The following is a 17,967-nucleotide window of genomic DNA, read 5'->3' on the forward strand; positions in this document are numbered from 1 at the left end:
AGTGCTGTCAGAGCTTGTCGCCGGTGCCGTCGAAGACGCCGCCGGCCGCCGCAGCGTGCGCTCGCTCGAAGAGGTCGAGCGCGCAGCCCTCGCACGCACTCCGGCACTGGATGCCGTCGCCGCTCTTGCGCCCGCCGAGCGGGTGAAGATCATCGCCGAGGTCAAGCGCGCCTCGCCCTCACGGGGTGCGCTCGCGACCATCGCCGATCCGGCAGCGCTGGCGGCCGACTACGAGCGGGGTGGCGCAAGCGCCATCAGCGTGCTCACCGAGGGCCGCAAGTTCGGCGGCTCGCTCGGCGACCTCGAGTCAGTGCGAGATCGCGTCTCTGTGCCCGTGCTGCGCAAGGACTTCATCGCCGACCCGTACCAGGTGCTCGAGGCACGCGCCGCCGGTGCCGACATCGTGCTGCTCATCGTGGCTGCGCTCGATGACGCGACACTGCGATCGCTGTACCGACTCATCACCGACCTCGGCATGGCAGCGCTCGTCGAGGCCCACTCAGCGGAGGAGCTCGACCGAGCCCTCGCACTCGAGGCCAAGCTCGTCGGCGTCAACGCCCGCAACCTCAGCACGTTCGAGCTCGACCGCGACCTCTTCGGTCGCTTGGTCGACAGGTACCCGGCCGGCGTCGTGAAGATTGCCGAGTCGGCGGTGCTCTCGGCATCCGATGTAGCGCACTACCGGGCCGCCGGCGCTGACGCAGTGCTGGTCGGCGAGGCACTCGTCACCGGGGGAGACCCGGTCGCGCGACTGCAAGAATTCCTGGCGGTCTGATGGCAGAGCACGAGTCCCAACAGCGCGAGACCCAGCAGCACGAGACCCACCTGCGCGACCAGCGCGGCCCCTACTTCGGCGAGTACGGCGGGCGCTACATGCCCGAGGCGCTCATCGCCGCTGTCGATGAGATCGCAGCAGCGTACGAAGAGGCCAAGAACGACCCGGTCTTCCAGAACGAGCTCGCAACTCTGCACCGCGAGTACACGGGCCGGCCATCGATCATCACGGAGGTGCCGCGCTTCGCGGCGCACGCCGGCGGTGCGCGCATCATCCTCAAGCGCGAGGACCTCAACCACACCGGGTCGCACAAGATCAACAATGTGCTCGGCCAGGCCCTGCTCACGAAGCGCCTCGGCAAGACCCGCGTCATCGCCGAGACCGGCGCGGGGCAGCACGGTGTCGCGACCGCGACCGCTGCCGCGCTGTTCGGCCTGGAATGCACCATCTACATGGGCGAGGTGGACACTCAGCGCCAGGCGCTCAATGTGGCCCGGATGCGGCTGCTCGGCGCAGAGGTCGTGTCGGTCAAGACCGGCTCCCGCACCCTCAAAGACGCGATCAATGAGGCCTACCGCGAGTGGGTCACGACGGTCGAGACGACGAACTACGTCTTCGGCACTGCGGCGGGCCCGCATCCATTCCCCGTCATGGTGCGCGACTTCCAGAAGATCATCGGCGAGGAGGCGCGGCAGCAGGTGCTCGATCGCACCGGACGACTCCCGGATGCCGTTGCAGCCTGCGTCGGCGGCGGCTCGAACGCGATCGGCATCTTCCACGCGTTCCTCGACGACGCCGGCGTGAAGCTGTACGGGTTCGAAGCGGCCGGCGATGGCGTGGACACTCCCCGGCATGCGGCAGCGATCGGCAAGGGCCGGCCCGGCATCCTGCACGGCGCGCGCAGCTATCTGCTACAAGACGAAGACGGCCAGACTCAGGAGTCGCACTCGATCTCCGCGGGTCTCGACTACCCGGGTGTCGGCCCCGAGCACTCCTGGCTCGCCGACATCCACCGGGCGGAGTACCGGCCGATCACCGACACCCAGGCGATGGACGCGCTCCGCCTGCTCAGCCGTACCGAGGGCATCATCCCCGCGATCGAATCGGCGCACGCCCTCGCGGGCGCACTCGACCTGGCGCGCGAGCTCGGGCCCGAGGGCATCGTTCTCGTGAACCTCAGCGGCCGCGGCGACAAGGATGTGGCGACCGCCGGGCGCTGGTTCGACCTCTTCGACGAAGGAGCGGTGCAGGCGTGAAAGCGCGATCAGTGGGCGAGGTGCTCGACGAGCGCATCGCGCGCGGCGAGGGCTCGCTCGTGGGCTATCTGCCCGCAGGCTTCCCGGACCTCCAGACGGGCATCGACGCGGCTGTGGCTCTTGCCGAGAACGGGGTCGACGCGATCGAGCTCGGCGTGCCGTACTCCGATCCGGTCATGGACGGTCTCGTGATTCAGCAGGCGACGCAGAAGGCGCTTGCGAACGGATTCCGTCTTCGTGACCTCTTCACCGCGGTCGAGGCGGTGCGGTCACGCGTCGACGTGCCCGTACTGGTCATGACCTACTGGAATCCGGTTGTGCAGTTCGGCGTGGATCGCTTCGCCGATGCTCTCGCGGATGCCGGCGGCTGCGGCCTGATCACTCCCGACATCACGCCTGACTCGGCCGCCGACTGGATCGCCACGAGCGACCGCACCGGCCTCGACCGAGTGTTCCTGGCGGCCCCTACGTCGACGGATGAGCGGCTGCGCGAGATCGCGCAAGCGACGCGCGGCTTCGTCTACGCGGTGTCGACGATGGGCATCACCGGACTCCGTCAAGATCTCGACGCTGCGGCTCGCGGACTGGTCTCGCGGCTTCGCGACGCAGGGGCCGAGCGCACGTGTGTCGGAATCGGCGTATCGAACGCCGACCAGGTCAGCCAAGTGCTCGAGTACGCCGACGGCGCCATCGTCGGCACAGCGCTGGTGAAGTCGCTCGCCGACGACGGTGTAGCGGGCCTCGCCCGCACGGCGCGAGCACTGGCCGACGGCAAGTAGACTCCAATCCTGCGAGCGGTTTCGGCCGCCACCCGCACGAACTGACCGAAAGGCGACCGAAGCGTGATCGCACCACTGAGCATCCCGAGCCCGGATGAGGCTTGGCGGGTATTCAGCTTCGACCTCTTCGGGCTGCAGTTCAACATCCACACCTACGCGTTGTGCATCCTCGCGGGCATCATCGTCGCGACGGTGATGACCAGCCGGCGCCTCACCAAGCGCGGCGCGGAGCCCGGCGTGGTGCTCGACATCGCGCTCTTCGCCGTGCCGCTCGGCATCATCGGAGCGCGCGCGTACCACGTGCTCACCCACCCGGACGACTACTTCAACGGGCAGAACCCGTGGTCTGCGTTCTTCATCTGGGAGGGCGGCATCGCGATCTTCGGCTCGCTGATCGGCGGTGCGATCGGCGCCTGGATCGGCTGCCGCATGACCGGCATCCGCTTCTGGACCTTCGCGGATGCGGTGGCCCCCGGCATCCTGCTGGCGCAGGCGTTCGGGCGCTTCGGCAACTGGTTCAACCACGAGCTCTTCGGCGTGCCGACCGACCTCCCCTGGGGGCTCGAGATCGAGTCGACCAATCCCGCCTTTCCGGTGGGACTCCCGGCGGGCACGCTGTTCCACCCCACATTCCTCTACGAGGTGCTCTGGAACCTCGCCGGAGTCGCCCTGATCCTCTTCCTCGAGCGCAAGTACCGACTGCAGTGGGGCCGCGTGCTCGGTCTGTACCTGATCGTGTACGGACTCGGTCGCGCATGGTTCGAGTCGATCCGCATCGACCCCAGTGAGGTCATCCTCGGCATCCGGGTCAACGTGTGGGCCGCCTTCGCCGCCATCGTGCTCGGCATCGTCATCATGTGGGTGCAGGGTCGCCGCCACCCCGGCTTCGAGCCCGGCCCCTACGTGCCCGGTCGCGTGTGGCTGCCTCCTTCAGCCGAGGCGAACGCTGACGTCTACAGCGAGGAAGACTTCACGGCGACCGCGGATGCCGCACCCGCCGAACTGGTCGACTCCTCCGCTTCGGGCGGGTCCGCACCCAAGGCGTAGCGCCCCGCCCGCTCCGGTCATGACCGGAGCGCCACGCATCAGCATCCGTCGCCACGCGAACGCTCGGTTCTCAGCAACCGGGCCCGCACGCATCGGCGTCGACTCTTCGACGACCGCTGTTCGACGACGGACCACCGGATCGCACGTCGCGCCGACGTTCACCCATTCGGGCGCGATCCGGATCGCCGATGGTGCGACTTTCCGCCGACCCTGGCCGCTCAGAGCCTCGGGACGGCGGCGCACCACCGACCCCTGAGGACGACACCATGTCCCAGTCCACTCCGCCGACGCCATACGGCCGCACGGAACGCCACCCCCAACACCGCAGCGCCGCACCCGGTGCGCGCGACATGCCCGAGGCACAGGGCCTCTACGATCCACGCTTCGAACGCGACGCCTGCGGCCTCGCGATGGTCGCCACGCTGCGCGGGCATGCTGGCCACGACATCGTGCGGCTCGCGCTCGACGCGCTCCGGCACCTCGAGCACCGCGGCGCAGTGGGGTCAGACGCCGGCACGGGTGATGGCGCCGGCATCCTGACGCAGGTGCCCGATGAGTTCCTGCGGACTCAGACGGCGTTTCCGCTGCCCCCGCGAGGCCACTACGCCGTCGGGATCGGCTTCCTCCCCGCCGACCGCGCAGAGCGCGCCGTGGTCAAAGCCGGGATCGCACGAATCGCCGAGGAAGAGCACCTCGAGCTGCTCGGGTGGCGAGCGGTCCCGGTGAAGCCCGGGGTGCTCGGGGAGCTCGCGCGTGCGGCCATGCCCTCATTCGAGCAGCTCTTCGTCTGCGCCTCAGGCCATGCAGGGCCCGCCCCAGCCGGACTCGAGCTGGACCGGCTCGTGTACCGGCTCCGCAAGCGTGCCGAGCACGAACTTGGCGCGTACTTCGCATCGCTCAGCAGCCGCACCATCACCTACAAGGGCATGGTGACGACGCTCCAGTTGGAGCCGTTCTACCCTGACCTGAGCGACGAGCGGTTCGAATCCAGGCTCGCGATCGTGCACTCGCGCTACTCGACGAACACCTTCCCGTCGTGGCCGCTGGCGCAGCCGCTGCGCATGATGGCCCACAACGGTGAGATCAACACGGTGCAGGGCAATCGCAACTGGATGCGTGCGCGCCAGTCGCAACTCGCCTCAGACCTCCTCGGCGATCTCGAGTCGTTGCTGCCGATCGTGACTGAGGGCGGGAGCGACTCGGCGTCATTCGACGAGGTGCTCGAACTGCTGACTCTTTCCGGTCGCAGCCTGCCGCACGCCATGTTGATGATGGTGCCCGAGGCGTGGGAGAACCAGACGGCGCTCCCACCAGCGCAGCGCGCGTTCTACGAGTTCCACTCCATGCTCATCGAGCCGTGGGATGGGCCGGCAGCGCTGACCTTCACCGACGGAGCGCTGGTGGGCGCGACGCTCGATCGCAACGGTCTTCGCCCCGGTCGCTTCCTCGTGACCGATGACGGGCTCGTCGTGCTGGCGAGCGAGGCCGGTGTGCTCGACATCGATCCCGCGACGATCGTGCGCAAGGGACGACTGCAACCAGGGCGCATGTTCCTCGTCGACACCGAGGCCGGCCGCATCATCGAGGACGAGGAGATCAAGGCGCAGCTCGCGGCATCCGCGCCGTGGAGCGAATGGCTCGACGCGGGGCGCATCCGCCTGCAAGACCTGCCGGAGCGCGAGCACATCGTGCACACCACTGCGTCGGTGACGCGACGTCAACGCACCTTCGGCTACACCGAGGAGGAGGTGCGGATGCTGCTCGCGCCGATGGCGCGCGATGGAGCCGAGCCGATCGGGGCCATGGGATCGGACACACCGATCGCGGTGCTGTCGCAACGGCCGCGACTGCTCTTCGACTACTTCACGCAGAGCTTCGCACAGGTCACGAACCCGCCGCTCGACTCGATCCGTGAAGCCGTGGTGACCTCGATGAGCGTGAGCATCGGTCCCGAACGAAATCTGCTGAGCGCGGGGCCGAAGCACACGCGCCAGGTGATCCTCGATTTCCCCGTGATCGACAACGACGAACTCGCGAAGATCCAGCACATCGACCCACGGCCCAACAACCGGGTGACCCGAACCATCCGGGGCCTCTACCGCTTCGATGCCGGAATCGATGCCATGGAACGGCGTCTCGAGGAGATGTGCCGCGAAGTCGACGAGGCGCTCGAGGAGGGTGCCGAGTTCCTCGTGCTCTCGGATCGCGACTCCAACAAGGATCTCGCGCCCATCCCGTCTCTGCTCATGGTGTCGGCCGTGCACAATCACCTCGTCCGCACCGGCCGCCGCCTCACCGTGGGCCTCATCGCCGAAGCGGGGGATGTGCGCGAGGTGCACCATGTGGCACTCCTCATCGGCTACGGGGCGTCTGCGGTGAACCCGTACCTGGCGATGGAGACCTGCGAAGATCTGGTGCGTCGCGGGGTCATCAGGGACATCACCGTCGACGAAGCGGTGCGCAACGTCATCACCGCGCTCGGCAAGGGCGTGATGAAGATCATGTCGAAGATGGGCATCTCTGTCGTGAGCTCGTACTCGGGGGCCCAGACCTTCGAGGCGATCGGGCTCAGCCAAGACCTCGTCGATCGCTACTTCACGGGCACCGTGAGCCGTCTCGACGGAGTCGGACTCGATGTGATCGCCGAAGAGAACCTGCGCCGTCACAGCTCTGCCTATCCTGAGCATCCCGCGGCGAACGCTCACGAGCGCCTTGCGACCGGCGGCGAATACCAGTGGCGCCGAGACGGCGAGTTGCACCTGTTCAACCCTGAGACGGTGTTCCGGCTGCAGCACTCGACCCGCACCCGCCGCTACGACATCTTCAAGCAGTACACGCGCCGCGTCGACGAGCAGTCCGAGCAACTGATGACACTGCGCGGGTTGTTCCGGCTGAAGCAAGCGCAGCATCCGATCCCGATCGAAGAAGTCGAATCGGTCGAGTCGATCGTTCGGCGCTTCTCCACGGGCGCGATGAGCTACGGCTCGATCTCGGAGGAGGCGCACACGACGCTTGCCATCGCCATGAACCGGCTCGGTGCCAAGTCGAACACCGGCGAAGGCGGCGAGGATGTCGAACGGCTCCTCGACCCGGAGCGCCGCAGCGCGATCAAGCAGGTCGCCTCGGCGCGCTTCGGCGTGACGAGCATGTATCTCACTCACGCCGACGACATCCAGATCAAGCTCGCACAGGGCGCGAAGCCGGGGGAGGGCGGCCAACTTCCCCCGGGCAAGGTGTACCCATGGGTCGCGCGCACCCGGCACGCGACCGCCGGGGTGGGTCTCATCTCCCCACCGCCGCACCATGACATCTACTCGATCGAAGACCTGAAGCAGCTGATCTTCGATCTCAAGCGCGCCAACCCGAATGCTCGCATCCACACGAAGCTGGTGAGCCAGTCCGGGATCGGAGCCGTCGCCAGCGGGGTCGCCAAGGCGTTGACCGATGTGGTCCTCGTATCCGGCCACGACGGGGGCACCGGGGCGAGCCCGCTCAACTCGCTGAAGCATGCGGGCACCCCGTGGGAGCTCGGTCTTGCCGAGACGCAGCAGACCCTCATGCTCAACGGGCTTCGCGATCGAGTGACCGTCCAGGTCGATGGGCAGCTGAAGACCGGCAGGGATGTTGTGATCGGCGCGTTGCTGGGCGCGGAGGAGTTCGGCTTCGCCACGGCACCGCTCGTCGTGACGGGTTGCATCATGATGCGGGTCTGCCACCTGGACACCTGTCCTGTCGGCGTCGCGACGCAGAACCCCGCGCTGCGCGAGCGCTTCACGGGGAAACCGGAGTTCGTCGTCAACTTCTTCGAGTTCATCGCGCAGGAAGTGCGCGAGCACCTCGCAGCGCTCGGCCTCCGATCGATCGATGAAGCGGTCGGCAGGGTCGATCTGCTCGACGTCGACCGAGCGGTGCGGCATTGGAAGGCTTCCGGGCTCGATCTCGCGCCGGTGCTGCATCTTCCCGTGGACGCGGCCGGTTCGCCGAGACGCCGGATGCGGGAGCAGCAGCACGGGCTGGACGAGCATTTCGACGCGCGTCTCATCGCCGCCGCATCCGCCGCTCTGGAGCGCAACGAGCCGCTCTCGCTCGACCTGCCCGTCGCGAACACCGACCGCGCAGTCGGAACGATGCTCGGCCATGCTGTCACCGCGGCCCGGGGGGAGCGCGGCCTGCCCGAGGGCACCATCGACATCCGGCTCAGCGGATCCGCAGGCCAGTCGCTCGGCGCGTTCTTACCGGGGGGCATCACCTTGCGGCTGGAGGGCGAGGCCAACGACTACGTGGGCAAGGGGCTGTCAGGGGGTCGGATCGCGGTGCGGCCCGACCCGAGGGCGCGCTTCGCGGCCGAGCACAACGTCATCGCGGGGAATGTGATCGGCTACGGAGCCACGAGCGGCAGCCTCTTCATCCGAGGCACCGTCGGCGAGCGGTTCCTTGTGCGCAACTCCGGCGCGACCGCCGTCGTGGAAGGTGTCGGCGATCATGCGCTGGAGTACATGACCGGGGGCACAGCGCTCATCCTCGGGCCCACCGGCAGGAACCTCGCCGCCGGCATGTCGGGCGGGATCGCGTACATCGCCGACTTGCGACGCGACGCGGTGAACCGGGAGATGCTGACCTCCGGGGAGCTCGGCCTCGCACCGCTCGACGAGTCTGACGCTGCAACCGTGCGCGAGCTGCTGCACCAGCACGCGAACGAGACGGCATCACCGGTGGCGGGGCGGATGCTGGCCGACTTCGATGAGGCGCTCGCGCGGCTCACCAAGGTAGTGCCGCGTGATTGGGCGGCGGTCGTCTCGGTCCGCCGAGCCGCCCTCGAACGGGGAATCGATCCCGACGGCGCGGATACCTGGGAACGGATTCTGGAGGTGACCCGTGGCTGATCCACGAGGGTTTCTGAACACGCCCGAGCGCGAACTCCCCGCACGGCGCCCCGTGCCCGTGCGGCTCATGGACTGGCGCGAGGTGTACGAACAGGGCGACCCGTCGCAGTTGCGACGTCAGGCGGGGCGCTGCATGGACTGCGGAGTGCCGTTCTGTCACCAGGGCTGTCCGCTTGGCAACCTCATCCCGGAGTGGAACGACCTCATGTGGCGCGGCGACGCGCGCGAGGCGAGCGAGCGCCTGCACAAGACGAACAACTTCCCCGAGTTCACGGGAAGGCTGTGCCCGGCGCCGTGCGAGTCCGCGTGCGTGCTCGGCATCAACCAACCAGCCGTCACCATCAAGCAGGTCGAAGTGTCCATCATCGATGAGGCGTGGGACCGCGGTTGGGTGGCCCCGCAGCCGCCTGACCGGCTGACCGGGAACACGGTTGCCATCGTCGGATCCGGTCCCGCGGGTCTCGCGGCGGCCCAGCAGCTCACCCGGGCCGGTCACACCGTGGTGGTATTCGAGCGCGACGACCGGATCGGGGGACTGCTGCGCTACGGCATCCCGGAGTTCAAATTCGAGAAGCACCATCTCGACGCGAGACTCGCCCAGCTCGAGGCGGAGGGCACGAGGTTCCGGCCTGGCGTCGAGATCGGCGTCGACATCTCGTGGAGCGAACTACGCCGGCGCTATGACGCGGTGTTGATCGCCACCGGTGCGACGGTACCTCGCGAGCTCGCCGTCCCGGGACGGGAGCTGGGCGGCGTGCATGTCGCGATGGAGTACCTCGTCGGCCAGAACCGGGCCAACGCCGATGCCGTCCGCGACGGGCGGCCGGCCGAGGTGCCCGCCATCACGGCGGCGGGCAAGCATGTCGTCGTCCTCGGAGGGGGAGACACCGGCGCCGACTGTATCGGCACCGCTCACCGACAGGGGGCGATCAGCGTCACGACGCTCGCTATCGGGCGCCGCCCCCCGGAGGAACGTTCAGCGGACCAGCCGTGGCCCACGTCGCCGACGCTGTTCGAAGTCCAATCGGCTCACGAGGAGGGCGGCGAGCGGGTCTTCCTGGCCTCGACCGTCGAGTTCCTCGGCGATGCCGCCGGCCAGGTGCGAGCGGTGAAGGTCGCCGAGACGGAGTACGTCGATGGCAAGCGCGTACCCAAGCCGGGCACCGAGCGCGAGATCCCGGCCGACCTCGTACTGCTCGCCCTCGGCTTCACCGGTCCAGAGCGAGACACGATCGATAGCGAGTGGCAACTCGAAGCGGATGCGCGTGGAAACCTCGCGCGTGGCGCGGAGTACCAGACCGCCGAGCCAGGGGTGTTCGTCGCGGGCGATGCCGGTCGGGGCCAGTCGTTGATCGTGTGGGCGATCGCTGAGGGCCGAGCGGCTGCAGCCGCGATCGACCGGCACCTGGAGGGCTCTACCACCCTGCCGTCGCCCGTGCGACCGGATGACCGCCCTATCGCGCTGGATGCCTAGGCTGATATTCGACGTGGGCCGGTAGGTCGTGCTGCAGCATCCTGTCGAGATGGCTAGCGTGAGAGACGACACGCTCGCCATCGACGGCGGCGCCCGGGCCATCGCCCACGTCGGTGCCACTTCCCACGGGTGGCGCCCTCGAATCACTCCGCAGTGAAGGAATCCATGAGACGCGCCAAGATCGTAGCGACCATCGGCCCGGCCACCTCGTCGTATGAGAACGTCAGGTCGATCATCGAAGCGGGAGTCGACGTCGCTCGGCTGAACCTCAGTCACGGCAGCTATGACGTGCACGAGGAGGTCTACGCCAATGTGCGCGGCGCCGCCAAGCACGTTGGCCGGCCGGTCGCGGTGCTCGTCGACCTGCAGGGGCCGAAGATCAGGCTCGGCAAGTTCGAGGCGGGCCCGTACGAACTCGCCGTAGGCGACATCTTCAAGATCACGATCGAGGATGTCGTGGGCACCCGGGAGCTCTCCGGCACCACGTACAAGGGCCTCCCCGGCGACGTGAAGCCGGGCGATCCGCTGTTGATCGACGACGGCAGAGTCGCCCTGAAGGTGCTCGAAACCGACGGCACTGTGGTGACCACGGAGGTCGTCGTCGGCGGACCGGTGTCGAACAACAAGGGCATCAACCTTCCCGGTGTGGCCGTGAGCGTTCCAGCCATGAGCGAGAAGGATGAGGCCGACCTCCGCTGGGCGATGGAGCTCGGGGCCGACTACATCGCGCTGTCGTTCGTGCGCGACGCGCGCGATGTCGAGCGCGTGCACGCGATCATGGACGAGAGCGGCCGCCGCGTCCCCGTCATCGCGAAGATCGAGAAGCCGCAGGCGGTCGAGAACCTCGAGGCGATCATCGATGCGTTCGACGGCATCATGGTCGCGCGTGGAGACCTCGGCGTCGAACTGCCGCTCGAGCAGGTCCCCATCGTGCAGAAGCACGCCGTGGAGCTCTGCCGCCGCATGGCGAAGCCAGTGATCGTCGCGACGCAGGTGCTCGAATCGATGATCTCGAGCCCGCGCCCCACCAGGGCCGAGGCCTCGGACTGCGCCAATGCGGTGCTCGACGGCTGCGACGCGGTCATGCTCTCGGGCGAGACCAGCGTGGGCGCGTATCCGGTCGAGACGGTGAAGACGATGGCGCGCATCATCAACTCCACCGAGGAGCACGGCCTCGAGCGCATCATCCCGATCGGAGTGAAGCCGAAGACGCAGGGCGGGGCGATCACGCTCGCCGCCACCGAGGTCGCCGAGTTCGTCGACGCGAAGTACCTCTGCGTCTTCACGCAGTCCGGAGACTCGGTGCGCCGGATGTCGAGGCTTCGCAGCCCATTGCCGATGCTCGCGTTCACGCCGCTGCCGGAGATCATGCGCCGGATGTCGCTGACGTGGGGCGTCGAATCGTTCCTGGTCGACCCGGTCACCCACACCGACTACATGTTCAAGCAGGTCGACGAGATTCTGCTCGGCAAGGGCCTCGCCAAGGTCGGCGACAAGGTGGTCGTGATCTCCGGATCGCCCCCCGGCATCTCGGGCTCGACCAACGACATCCGCGTCCACCGGATCGGCGACGCAGTGAACCGCGCCGCGCCCGTCTGGGCGCAATAGCAGCGCCACAGCACGCGCAGGAACTTCGCTGAGTCGCGGCGCCGGATGTCACCGGCGCCGCGACTCAGCGGCAATTGGTGCCGGTGGTGGGATTCGAACCCACACGTCCTCTCGGACAAAGCATTTTGAGTGCTCCGCGTCTGCCGTTCCGCCACACCGGCGCGCACCATCGAGCAGGTTGCTCGGGACAGCGCCGATCGCAACGATACCGTAGGCTTTAGGGCGTGAACGACCAGGAATCAACCGCCACTGCACCCCGTCGAGTCGTCGTCGCGGAGGATGAGTCGCTCATCCGACTCGACATCGTCGAGACGCTGCGCGACAACGGTTTCGAGGTCGTCGGCGAAGCCGGTGACGGGGAGACCGCCGTCGCCCTCGCGACAGAGCTGCGCCCCGACCTGGTGGTCATGGACGTGAAGATGCCGCAGCTCGACGGCATCTCGGCAGCCGAACGGCTCACCAAGAACCACATCGCGCCCGTCGTGCTGCTCACCGCGTTCAGCCAGAAGGAGCTCGTCGAGCGCGCGAGCGAGGCCGGCGCACTCGCCTACGTGGTGAAGCCGTTCACCCCCAACGACCTGATCCCCGCCATCGAGATCGCGCTCAGCCGCTACCAGCAGATCATCGCGCTCGAGTCCGAGGTCGCCGACCTCGTCGAGCGGTTCGAGACCCGCAAGCTCGTCGACCGTGCCAAGGGCCTGCTCAACGACAAGATGGGGCTCACCGAGCCCGAGGCGTTCCGCTGGATCCAGAAGGCGTCGATGGACCGCCGTCTCACGATGCACGACGTCGCAAAGACGATCATCGAGCAGCTCGGCGAGAAGTAAGCGGTCCGCGACGCGCGCGGTTCAGACAGCGCAAGTCCGGGAAGCGCTGCTGCGCTACTCGCGCACCTCGCGAATGAGATTCGTGATCCGCACGGTCGACAGCCGGCGGCCGGCCTCATCCCGGATCACCACTTCGTGCGTGACGAGGGTGCGTCCGAGCGCGATGGCGTCGCAGGTGCCGATCACCCACCCTTCGCGGACCGACCCGGTGTGCGACGCGCCGATCTCGATGCCGACGGGGTAATGCCCCGGACCGGCGTGCACCGCTGCCGAAAGCGACCCCAGCGTCTCTGCAAGCACCAGATGCGCGCCGCCGTGCAGCAGCCCGAGCGGCTGGGTGTTGCCCTCGACCGGCATCCGCGCCACCGAGTGCGCGGCGGTGAGCTCGAGCACTTCGATGCCCATCTTCTGCGTGAGCGCGCCGCCGACACGGGTGTAGGCGGACGAATCGCGTGCGACGTTGATGACCGGCTCCGTTCGACGATGACCTTCTGCGGCGCCTTTCGGCACCTCTGCACGGTACTGCCCCTCTGCGAGGACGCCGCTCAGCCTGGGCTGCGCTGGCATCGAGTCCGTGTCAGTACCCGCAGCTAGGCTTGCCCTGTGTCGGACTCCGCAAAGCCTACCCTCCTGCTCGTCGACGGCCATTCGCTGGCATTCCGCGCGTTCTACGCGCTTCCAGTAGACAGTTTCGTCACGCGAGACGGGCAGCACACGAACGCCATCCATGGCTTTCTCTCCATGCTGCTGCTCCTGCTGCAGAAGGAGCGCCCGACGCATCTCGCGGTCGCGTTCGACATCTCGCGCTACTCGTTCCGAACTCGCGAGTACGCCGACTACAAGGGCACCCGCGGAGAGACCCCGCCGGAGTTCATGGGTCAGGTTCCGCTGCTCGAAGAGGCGCTCGCGGCGATGAACATCCGCACGCTGAGCAAGGAGGACTACGAAGCCGACGACATCCTGGCCACGCTCGCCACTCGCGGCAAGGATGCCGGCTACAACGTGCTCGTCGTCAGCGGCGACCGCGACACCATCCAGCTGGTCGACGATGACATCACCCTGCTGTACCCGAACGCGCGCGGAGTATCCGAGCTGAAGCGCTACGACCGCGACGCGGTGGTCGAGCGCTACGGCGTCGAACCGCACCAGTATCCCGAGATCGCGGCGCTTGTCGGCGAGACGAGCGACAACCTCCCCGGCATCGACAAGGTCGGCGAGAAGACCGCGGTGAAGTGGATCAACCAGTACGGCAGCCTCGAGAACCTTCTCGCGAGCGCCGACGAGATCAAGGGCGTGGTCGGCCAGAACCTCCGCGATCAACGTGACCGTGCCGAGCGCAACCGCCGGCTGAACCGGCTCGTCCGCGACGTCGAGCTTCCGCTCGGCCCCGATGATCTCGCCCGCGCCCCGATCAACCCGGCCGCGGTACGCGCGGTGTTCGATCGTCTGCAGTTCCGCACGCTGCTCGAACGCGTTCTCAAGCTCGCGAGCGAGGAGGGCGTCACGGATGCCGTCGCACCCATCGCGCCGGTCGACGATGCCCCTGGCATCCCTCCGACGCCCGTCGTTCGCACCATGGTCGACGAGGAACTGGCCCTGTGGCTCGATCGCGCCTCGGCGGGCGGCACGACGCCCCTCGGGCTGCAGCTCGAGTTCGGTCCCTCGGGGCTCGCAGGATTCGGCATCGCGACCCAGGACGACTCCGTCTACGTGCCCTGGGCTCCGGGCCGGCCCGACTACGCAGCGCTCGAACGCTGGCTGGCGAGCGCGTCACCGAAGGCGATGCACGCCTCGAAGCGCCAGTACAAGGCGCTCGACGCAGTCGGGCTCGCCCTGAACGGCATCATGTACGACACCATGATCGCCGCGTGGCTGCTGCGGCCGTCGTTCAAGCACGACGACCTCGCGACGCTCGTGTACGACCACCTGGGCGAGACCCTGCCCGAAGGCGACCCGAACCAATTGCTGCCGGAGCAGGAAGGCGTCAGTCCGGCGACCGAGGCCTGGTACATCCTGCGCCTCGTCGATGCGATCGCCGACAGGCTCGATGACGGCTCGACTCGGGTCGCGCGCGAGATCGAACTGCCGCTGGTGCCGGTGCTCGGTCGCATGGAGCTGACCGGCGTCAGCGTCGACCGCGACGGCCTGCGCGCGCTGGGCAGCAGCCTCTCGGCATCCGCCGCCGATCATGCTTCCAGCGCGTTCGACGTCATCGGCCGCGAGATCAACCTGGGCTCGCCGAAGCAGTTGCAGCAGTTGCTCTTCGAAGAGCTCGGCATGCCGAAGACGCGAGCGACGAAGACCGGGTACTCGACGGATGCTGCGTCGTTGGCCGACCTTCAGGAGAAGGCGCCGCACCCCTTCCTCGGGCTGCTCCTGCAGCACCGCGACGTGACGAAGCTGAACCAGATCGTGGAAACGCTCGAGAAGAGCATCGCCGACGACGGACGCATTCACACGACGTACGACCAGACCGGCACGAGCACCGGCCGCATCTCGTCGAACGACCCGAACCTGCAGAACATCCCGGTGAAGACCGAGGTCGGCCGCCGCATCCGTTCCGCGTTCACCTACGGCGAGGGCTTCGAGAGCCTGCTCACGGCCGACTACTCGCAGATCGAGATGCGCATCATGGCGCACCTGTCCGGCGATCCCGGGCTGATCGAGGCGTTCAACGAGGGGGAAGACCTCCACCGCTTCGTAGGAGCGCGCATCTTCGGCGTCTCCCCGGAAGATGTCACGCCGACCATGCGCACGAAGGTCAAGGCCATGTCATACGGACTCGCCTACGGGCTGAGTGCGTTCGGGCTCTCGAAGCAACTCCGCATCGAGACCGCCGAGGCGAAGCAACTGATGACCGACTACTTCGTGCGCTTCGGAGCGGTGCGCGATTACCTCCGCAACGTGGTGGAACAGGCGCGCGTTGACGGGTACACCGAGACGATCTTCGGGCGACGGCGGCCGTTTCCCGACTTGCACTCGCCGAACCGCGTGCTGCGCGAGAACGCCGAGCGGGCGGCGCTCAACTCGCCGATCCAAGGGTCCGCAGCCGACATCATGAAGATCGCGATGCTCGGCATCGACTCCGACCTCAACGAGCAGCAGCTCTCGTCGCGGATGCTCCTGCAGGTGCACGACGAACTCATCTTCGAAGTCGCCCCCGGTGAGCTCGAGACCCTCACCGAGATCGTGCGCACGCGCATGGGATCGGCAGCGCAGTTGAGCGTGCCCCTGGACGTGCAGGTCGGCACCGGAACAGACTGGGACGCCGCGGCCCACTGATCCTCACCATCCTCCACCGCGGCATCCGAGAGGAGCACCATGCCCGAACGCACCGTCACCGTCGCTTCATCAGTCGGACTGCACGCCCGGCCTGCAGCGACTTTCAGCCAGGCCGCCGCAGCGAAAGCGCCGCTCGTCGTGACGATCACCAACGGTGCCGGCCGGAGCGTGAACGCCGCGAGCATCCTCGGAGTGCTGTCGTTGGGCGTCGGCCATGGTGAAGAGGTGACGTTGAGCGCGGACGGCGATGGCGCGGATGCCGCGCTCGATGAGCTTGTGAGCCTTCTCGAGTCGGACCTCGACGCATGACCGCGTTGGTGGGCGATTCGGCGGGGCAGGAGCGTCCGGCGGCGTCAGTTCGGGTTCCCACTCGCATCGATGCGATCGCGGAGAACTGGGTGCAGACCCTCGCTCGCCTCGATCCCGATGTGGCGATCTGGGTGGGGCTGCCCGGCAGAACCGGAGAGTTCGCGGACTTCTCGCCTCGGGGACACGCCGAGCGCATGGAGGCGACTCGCGCGACGCTCGCCGAGCTCGAGGCCGAGGCGCCTGTCGACGCGGTCGACGAGGTCACCAAGGCGGATCTCGGCGCCTCCCTGCAACTCGATGTCGAGCGTCACGAGGCCGGCCTGCATCGGCGCGACCTCAACGTCATCGCGTCGCCGGCCCAGGGCATCCGCGACATCTTCGATCTCATGCCGCACGCCACCGTCGGCGATTGGGAGGCGATCGCCAGCCGCATGAACACGCTGGACGGCGCGATCGACGGGTATATCGAAACGCTGCGCGAGGGCATCGCGTCGGGGCAGGTTCCGGCTCGCCGCCAGGTGGCGGAGGTCGCAACCCAAGCTCGCCGCTACGGCGCGAGCGACGGCTTCTTCTTCGAGTTCGCGGAGAACGCGACGGCCGGTGATTCCGCCCTGCCCGATTCCATGCGCAGCGACCTCGCTCGCGGCGCAGAGGTCTCTGCCGCGGCCTATCTGCGGCTCGCCGACTTCCTCGAACAGGAACTGGCGCCCGCCGCCACCGAGACCGACGCGATCGGCCGAGAGCTCTACTCCCTATGCTCCCGCTCGTTCCTCGGCGCCACCATCGACCTCGACGAGACCTACGAGTGGGGGATCGAAGAGCTCGCGCGAATGACCGACGAGCAGGAGCGGGTGGCCGCAACCATCGTTCCTGGTGGGGGAGTGGCCGAGGCGATCGCACGCCTCGACGCCGACCCGGCGAGGAGGCTGACCGGCACCCAGGCGCTGCGCGAGTGGATGCAGCAGCTCAGCGACCGCGCGGTCGACGAACTCGCACGCTCGCACTTCGACATCCCAGAGCCGGTGCGCCGCCTCGAGTGCATGATCGCCCCCACGCAGGAGGGCGGCATCTACTACACGGGGCCGAGCGACGACTTCAGCCGTCCCGGTCGGATGTGGTGGTCGGTGCCCGAGGGCGTGACGGAGTTCAATACCTGGCGCGAGACGACCACGGTGTACCACGAGGGAGTGCCGGGCCACCACCTGCAGATCGGCCAGGCGGTCTACAACCGCGACAGCCTCAACACATGGCGGCGACAGCTGGCGGGCACGAGCGGCCATGCCGAGGGCTGGGCCCTGTATGCCGAACGTCTCATGGAGGAACTCGGCTATCTCGACGATCCGGGTGACCGGCTCGGGATGCTCGACGCGCAGCGGATGCGGGCGGCCCGCGTCGTGCTCGACATCGGAGTGCACCTGGGCAAGCCGCGGCTTGACGGCGCGGGAACCTGGGACTTCGATTACGCCTTCGACTTCATGAAGCGGAACGTCAACATGGAAGAGGCGTTCGTGCGGTTCGAAGTGAACCGCTACTTCGGCTGGCCGGGCCAAGCGCCCGCGTACAAGGTGGGCCAGCGCATCTGGGAGCAGCTGCGGGATGAGATCCGCCGTCGCGAGGGGTCGGCCTACGACGACAAGGCGTTCCACAAGCGCGCACTCGACATCGGCGGCATCGGCCTCGACACGCTGCGGAGTGCACTGCTCGCGGCCGGGTGACCGCCCGTTGCG

Annotated in this window: 12 protein-coding genes and 1 tRNA gene; 11 read left to right on the forward strand and 2 right to left on the reverse strand. The window is 67.9% G+C overall.

The window, feature by feature from the left end; translation table 11 throughout:
- Position 1: 1 nt before the first annotated feature.
- The 7 genes from trpC (at position 2) to pyk (ending at position 11,822) form a co-directional block, all read left to right on the forward strand.
- Positions 2-775 carry an indole-3-glycerol phosphate synthase TrpC gene (gene trpC, locus QF206_RS03805; RefSeq protein ID WP_281487853.1) on the forward strand — a complete coding sequence of 258 codons (774 nt, stop codon included), beginning with the start codon at positions 2-4 and terminating at the stop codon, positions 773-775.
- Entirely contained in the window at positions 775-2,031 is a 1,257-nt protein-coding gene (gene trpB, locus QF206_RS03810; protein ID WP_281487854.1) for a tryptophan synthase subunit beta, read from the forward strand. The genes trpC and trpB overlap by 1 nt, the downstream gene beginning before the upstream one ends.
- Positions 2,028-2,810: a tryptophan synthase subunit alpha gene (gene trpA, locus QF206_RS03815; RefSeq protein ID WP_281487855.1), complete on the forward strand. Its 783-nt coding sequence runs from the start codon at positions 2,028-2,030 to the stop codon at positions 2,808-2,810. The genes trpB and trpA overlap by 4 nt, the downstream gene beginning before the upstream one ends.
- 63 nt (positions 2,811-2,873) lie before the next feature.
- Positions 2,874-3,857, forward strand: a complete 984-nt coding sequence (lgt, locus tag QF206_RS03820; protein ID WP_281487856.1) for a prolipoprotein diacylglyceryl transferase — start codon at positions 2,874-2,876, stop codon at positions 3,855-3,857.
- 350 nt (positions 3,858-4,207) lie between these two features.
- Positions 4,208-8,740, forward strand: coding sequence for a glutamate synthase large subunit (gene gltB / locus QF206_RS03825; protein ID WP_281488124.1), 4,533 nt, complete (start codon positions 4,208-4,210; stop codon positions 8,738-8,740).
- Positions 8,733-10,214 carry a glutamate synthase subunit beta gene (locus tag QF206_RS03830; RefSeq protein WP_281487857.1) on the forward strand — a complete coding sequence of 494 codons (1,482 nt, stop codon included), beginning with the start codon at positions 8,733-8,735 and terminating at the stop codon, positions 10,212-10,214. Before gltB ends, QF206_RS03830 begins: the two co-directional genes overlap by 8 nt.
- A 165-nt stretch (positions 10,215-10,379) precedes the next feature.
- Positions 10,380-11,822, forward strand: a complete 1,443-nt coding sequence (pyk, locus tag QF206_RS03835) for a pyruvate kinase (protein ID WP_281487858.1) — start codon at positions 10,380-10,382, stop codon at positions 11,820-11,822.
- A 75-nt stretch (positions 11,823-11,897) separates the two neighbouring features.
- Here pyk and QF206_RS03840 read toward each other — a convergent pair.
- Positions 11,898-11,983 (reverse strand) — tRNA-Leu (locus tag QF206_RS03840).
- A gap of 63 nt (positions 11,984-12,046) precedes the next feature.
- Between QF206_RS03840 and QF206_RS03845 the strand changes: the two genes are divergently transcribed.
- Entirely contained in the window at positions 12,047-12,649 is a 603-nt protein-coding gene (locus QF206_RS03845; RefSeq protein ID WP_281487859.1) for an ANTAR domain-containing response regulator, read from the forward strand.
- Between the two features lie 54 nt (positions 12,650-12,703).
- Here QF206_RS03845 and QF206_RS03850 read toward each other — a convergent pair whose 3' ends face one another.
- A complete protein-coding gene (locus QF206_RS03850; protein ID WP_281487860.1) occupies positions 12,704-13,216 on the reverse strand; it encodes a PaaI family thioesterase in 513 nt (170 codons plus the stop codon).
- 36 nt (positions 13,217-13,252) lie between these two features.
- Here QF206_RS03850 and polA point away from each other — a divergent pair, with 36 nt between their 5' ends.
- The 3 genes from polA to QF206_RS03865 are packed head-to-tail and all read left to right on the forward strand — an operon-like array spanning position 13,253 to position 17,955.
- Complete coding sequence (gene polA, locus QF206_RS03855; RefSeq protein ID WP_281487861.1) at positions 13,253-15,931, forward strand: DNA polymerase I; 2,679 nt, start codon at positions 13,253-13,255, stop codon at positions 15,929-15,931.
- A 39-nt stretch (positions 15,932-15,970) separates the two neighbouring features.
- Complete coding sequence (locus QF206_RS03860) at positions 15,971-16,240, forward strand: HPr family phosphocarrier protein (protein ID WP_281487862.1); 270 nt, start codon at positions 15,971-15,973, stop codon at positions 16,238-16,240.
- Positions 16,237-17,955 carry a DUF885 domain-containing protein gene (locus QF206_RS03865; protein WP_281487863.1) on the forward strand — a complete coding sequence of 573 codons (1,719 nt, stop codon included), beginning with the start codon at positions 16,237-16,239 and terminating at the stop codon, positions 17,953-17,955. Before QF206_RS03860 ends, QF206_RS03865 begins: the two co-directional genes overlap by 4 nt.
- Positions 17,956-17,967: the final 12 nt, after the last annotated feature.

Source organism: Ruicaihuangia caeni (genome assembly GCF_029952955.1).
GTDB lineage: Bacteria > Actinomycetota > Actinomycetes > Actinomycetales > Microbacteriaceae > Ruicaihuangia > Ruicaihuangia caeni.

Bases quoted from the DNA above. Each gene is read 5' to 3' on its own strand.
- QF206_RS03860 (WP_281487862.1), top strand. From the start codon at position 15,971: ATGCCCGAACGCACCGTCACCGTCGCTTCATCAGTCGGACTGCACGCC.
- pyk (WP_281487858.1), top strand. From the start codon at position 10,380: ATGAGACGCGCCAAGATCGTAGCGACCATCGGCCCGGCCACCTCGTCG.
- QF206_RS03850 (WP_281487860.1), bottom strand. From the start codon at position 13,216: ATGCCAGCGCAGCCCAGGCTGAGCGGCGTCCTCGCAGAGGGGCAGTAC.
- gltB (WP_281488124.1), top strand. From the start codon at position 4,208: ATGCCCGAGGCACAGGGCCTCTACGATCCACGCTTCGAACGCGACGCC.
- trpB (WP_281487854.1), top strand. From the start codon at position 775: ATGGCAGAGCACGAGTCCCAACAGCGCGAGACCCAGCAGCACGAGACC.
- QF206_RS03865 (WP_281487863.1), top strand. From the start codon at position 16,237: ATGACCGCGTTGGTGGGCGATTCGGCGGGGCAGGAGCGTCCGGCGGCG.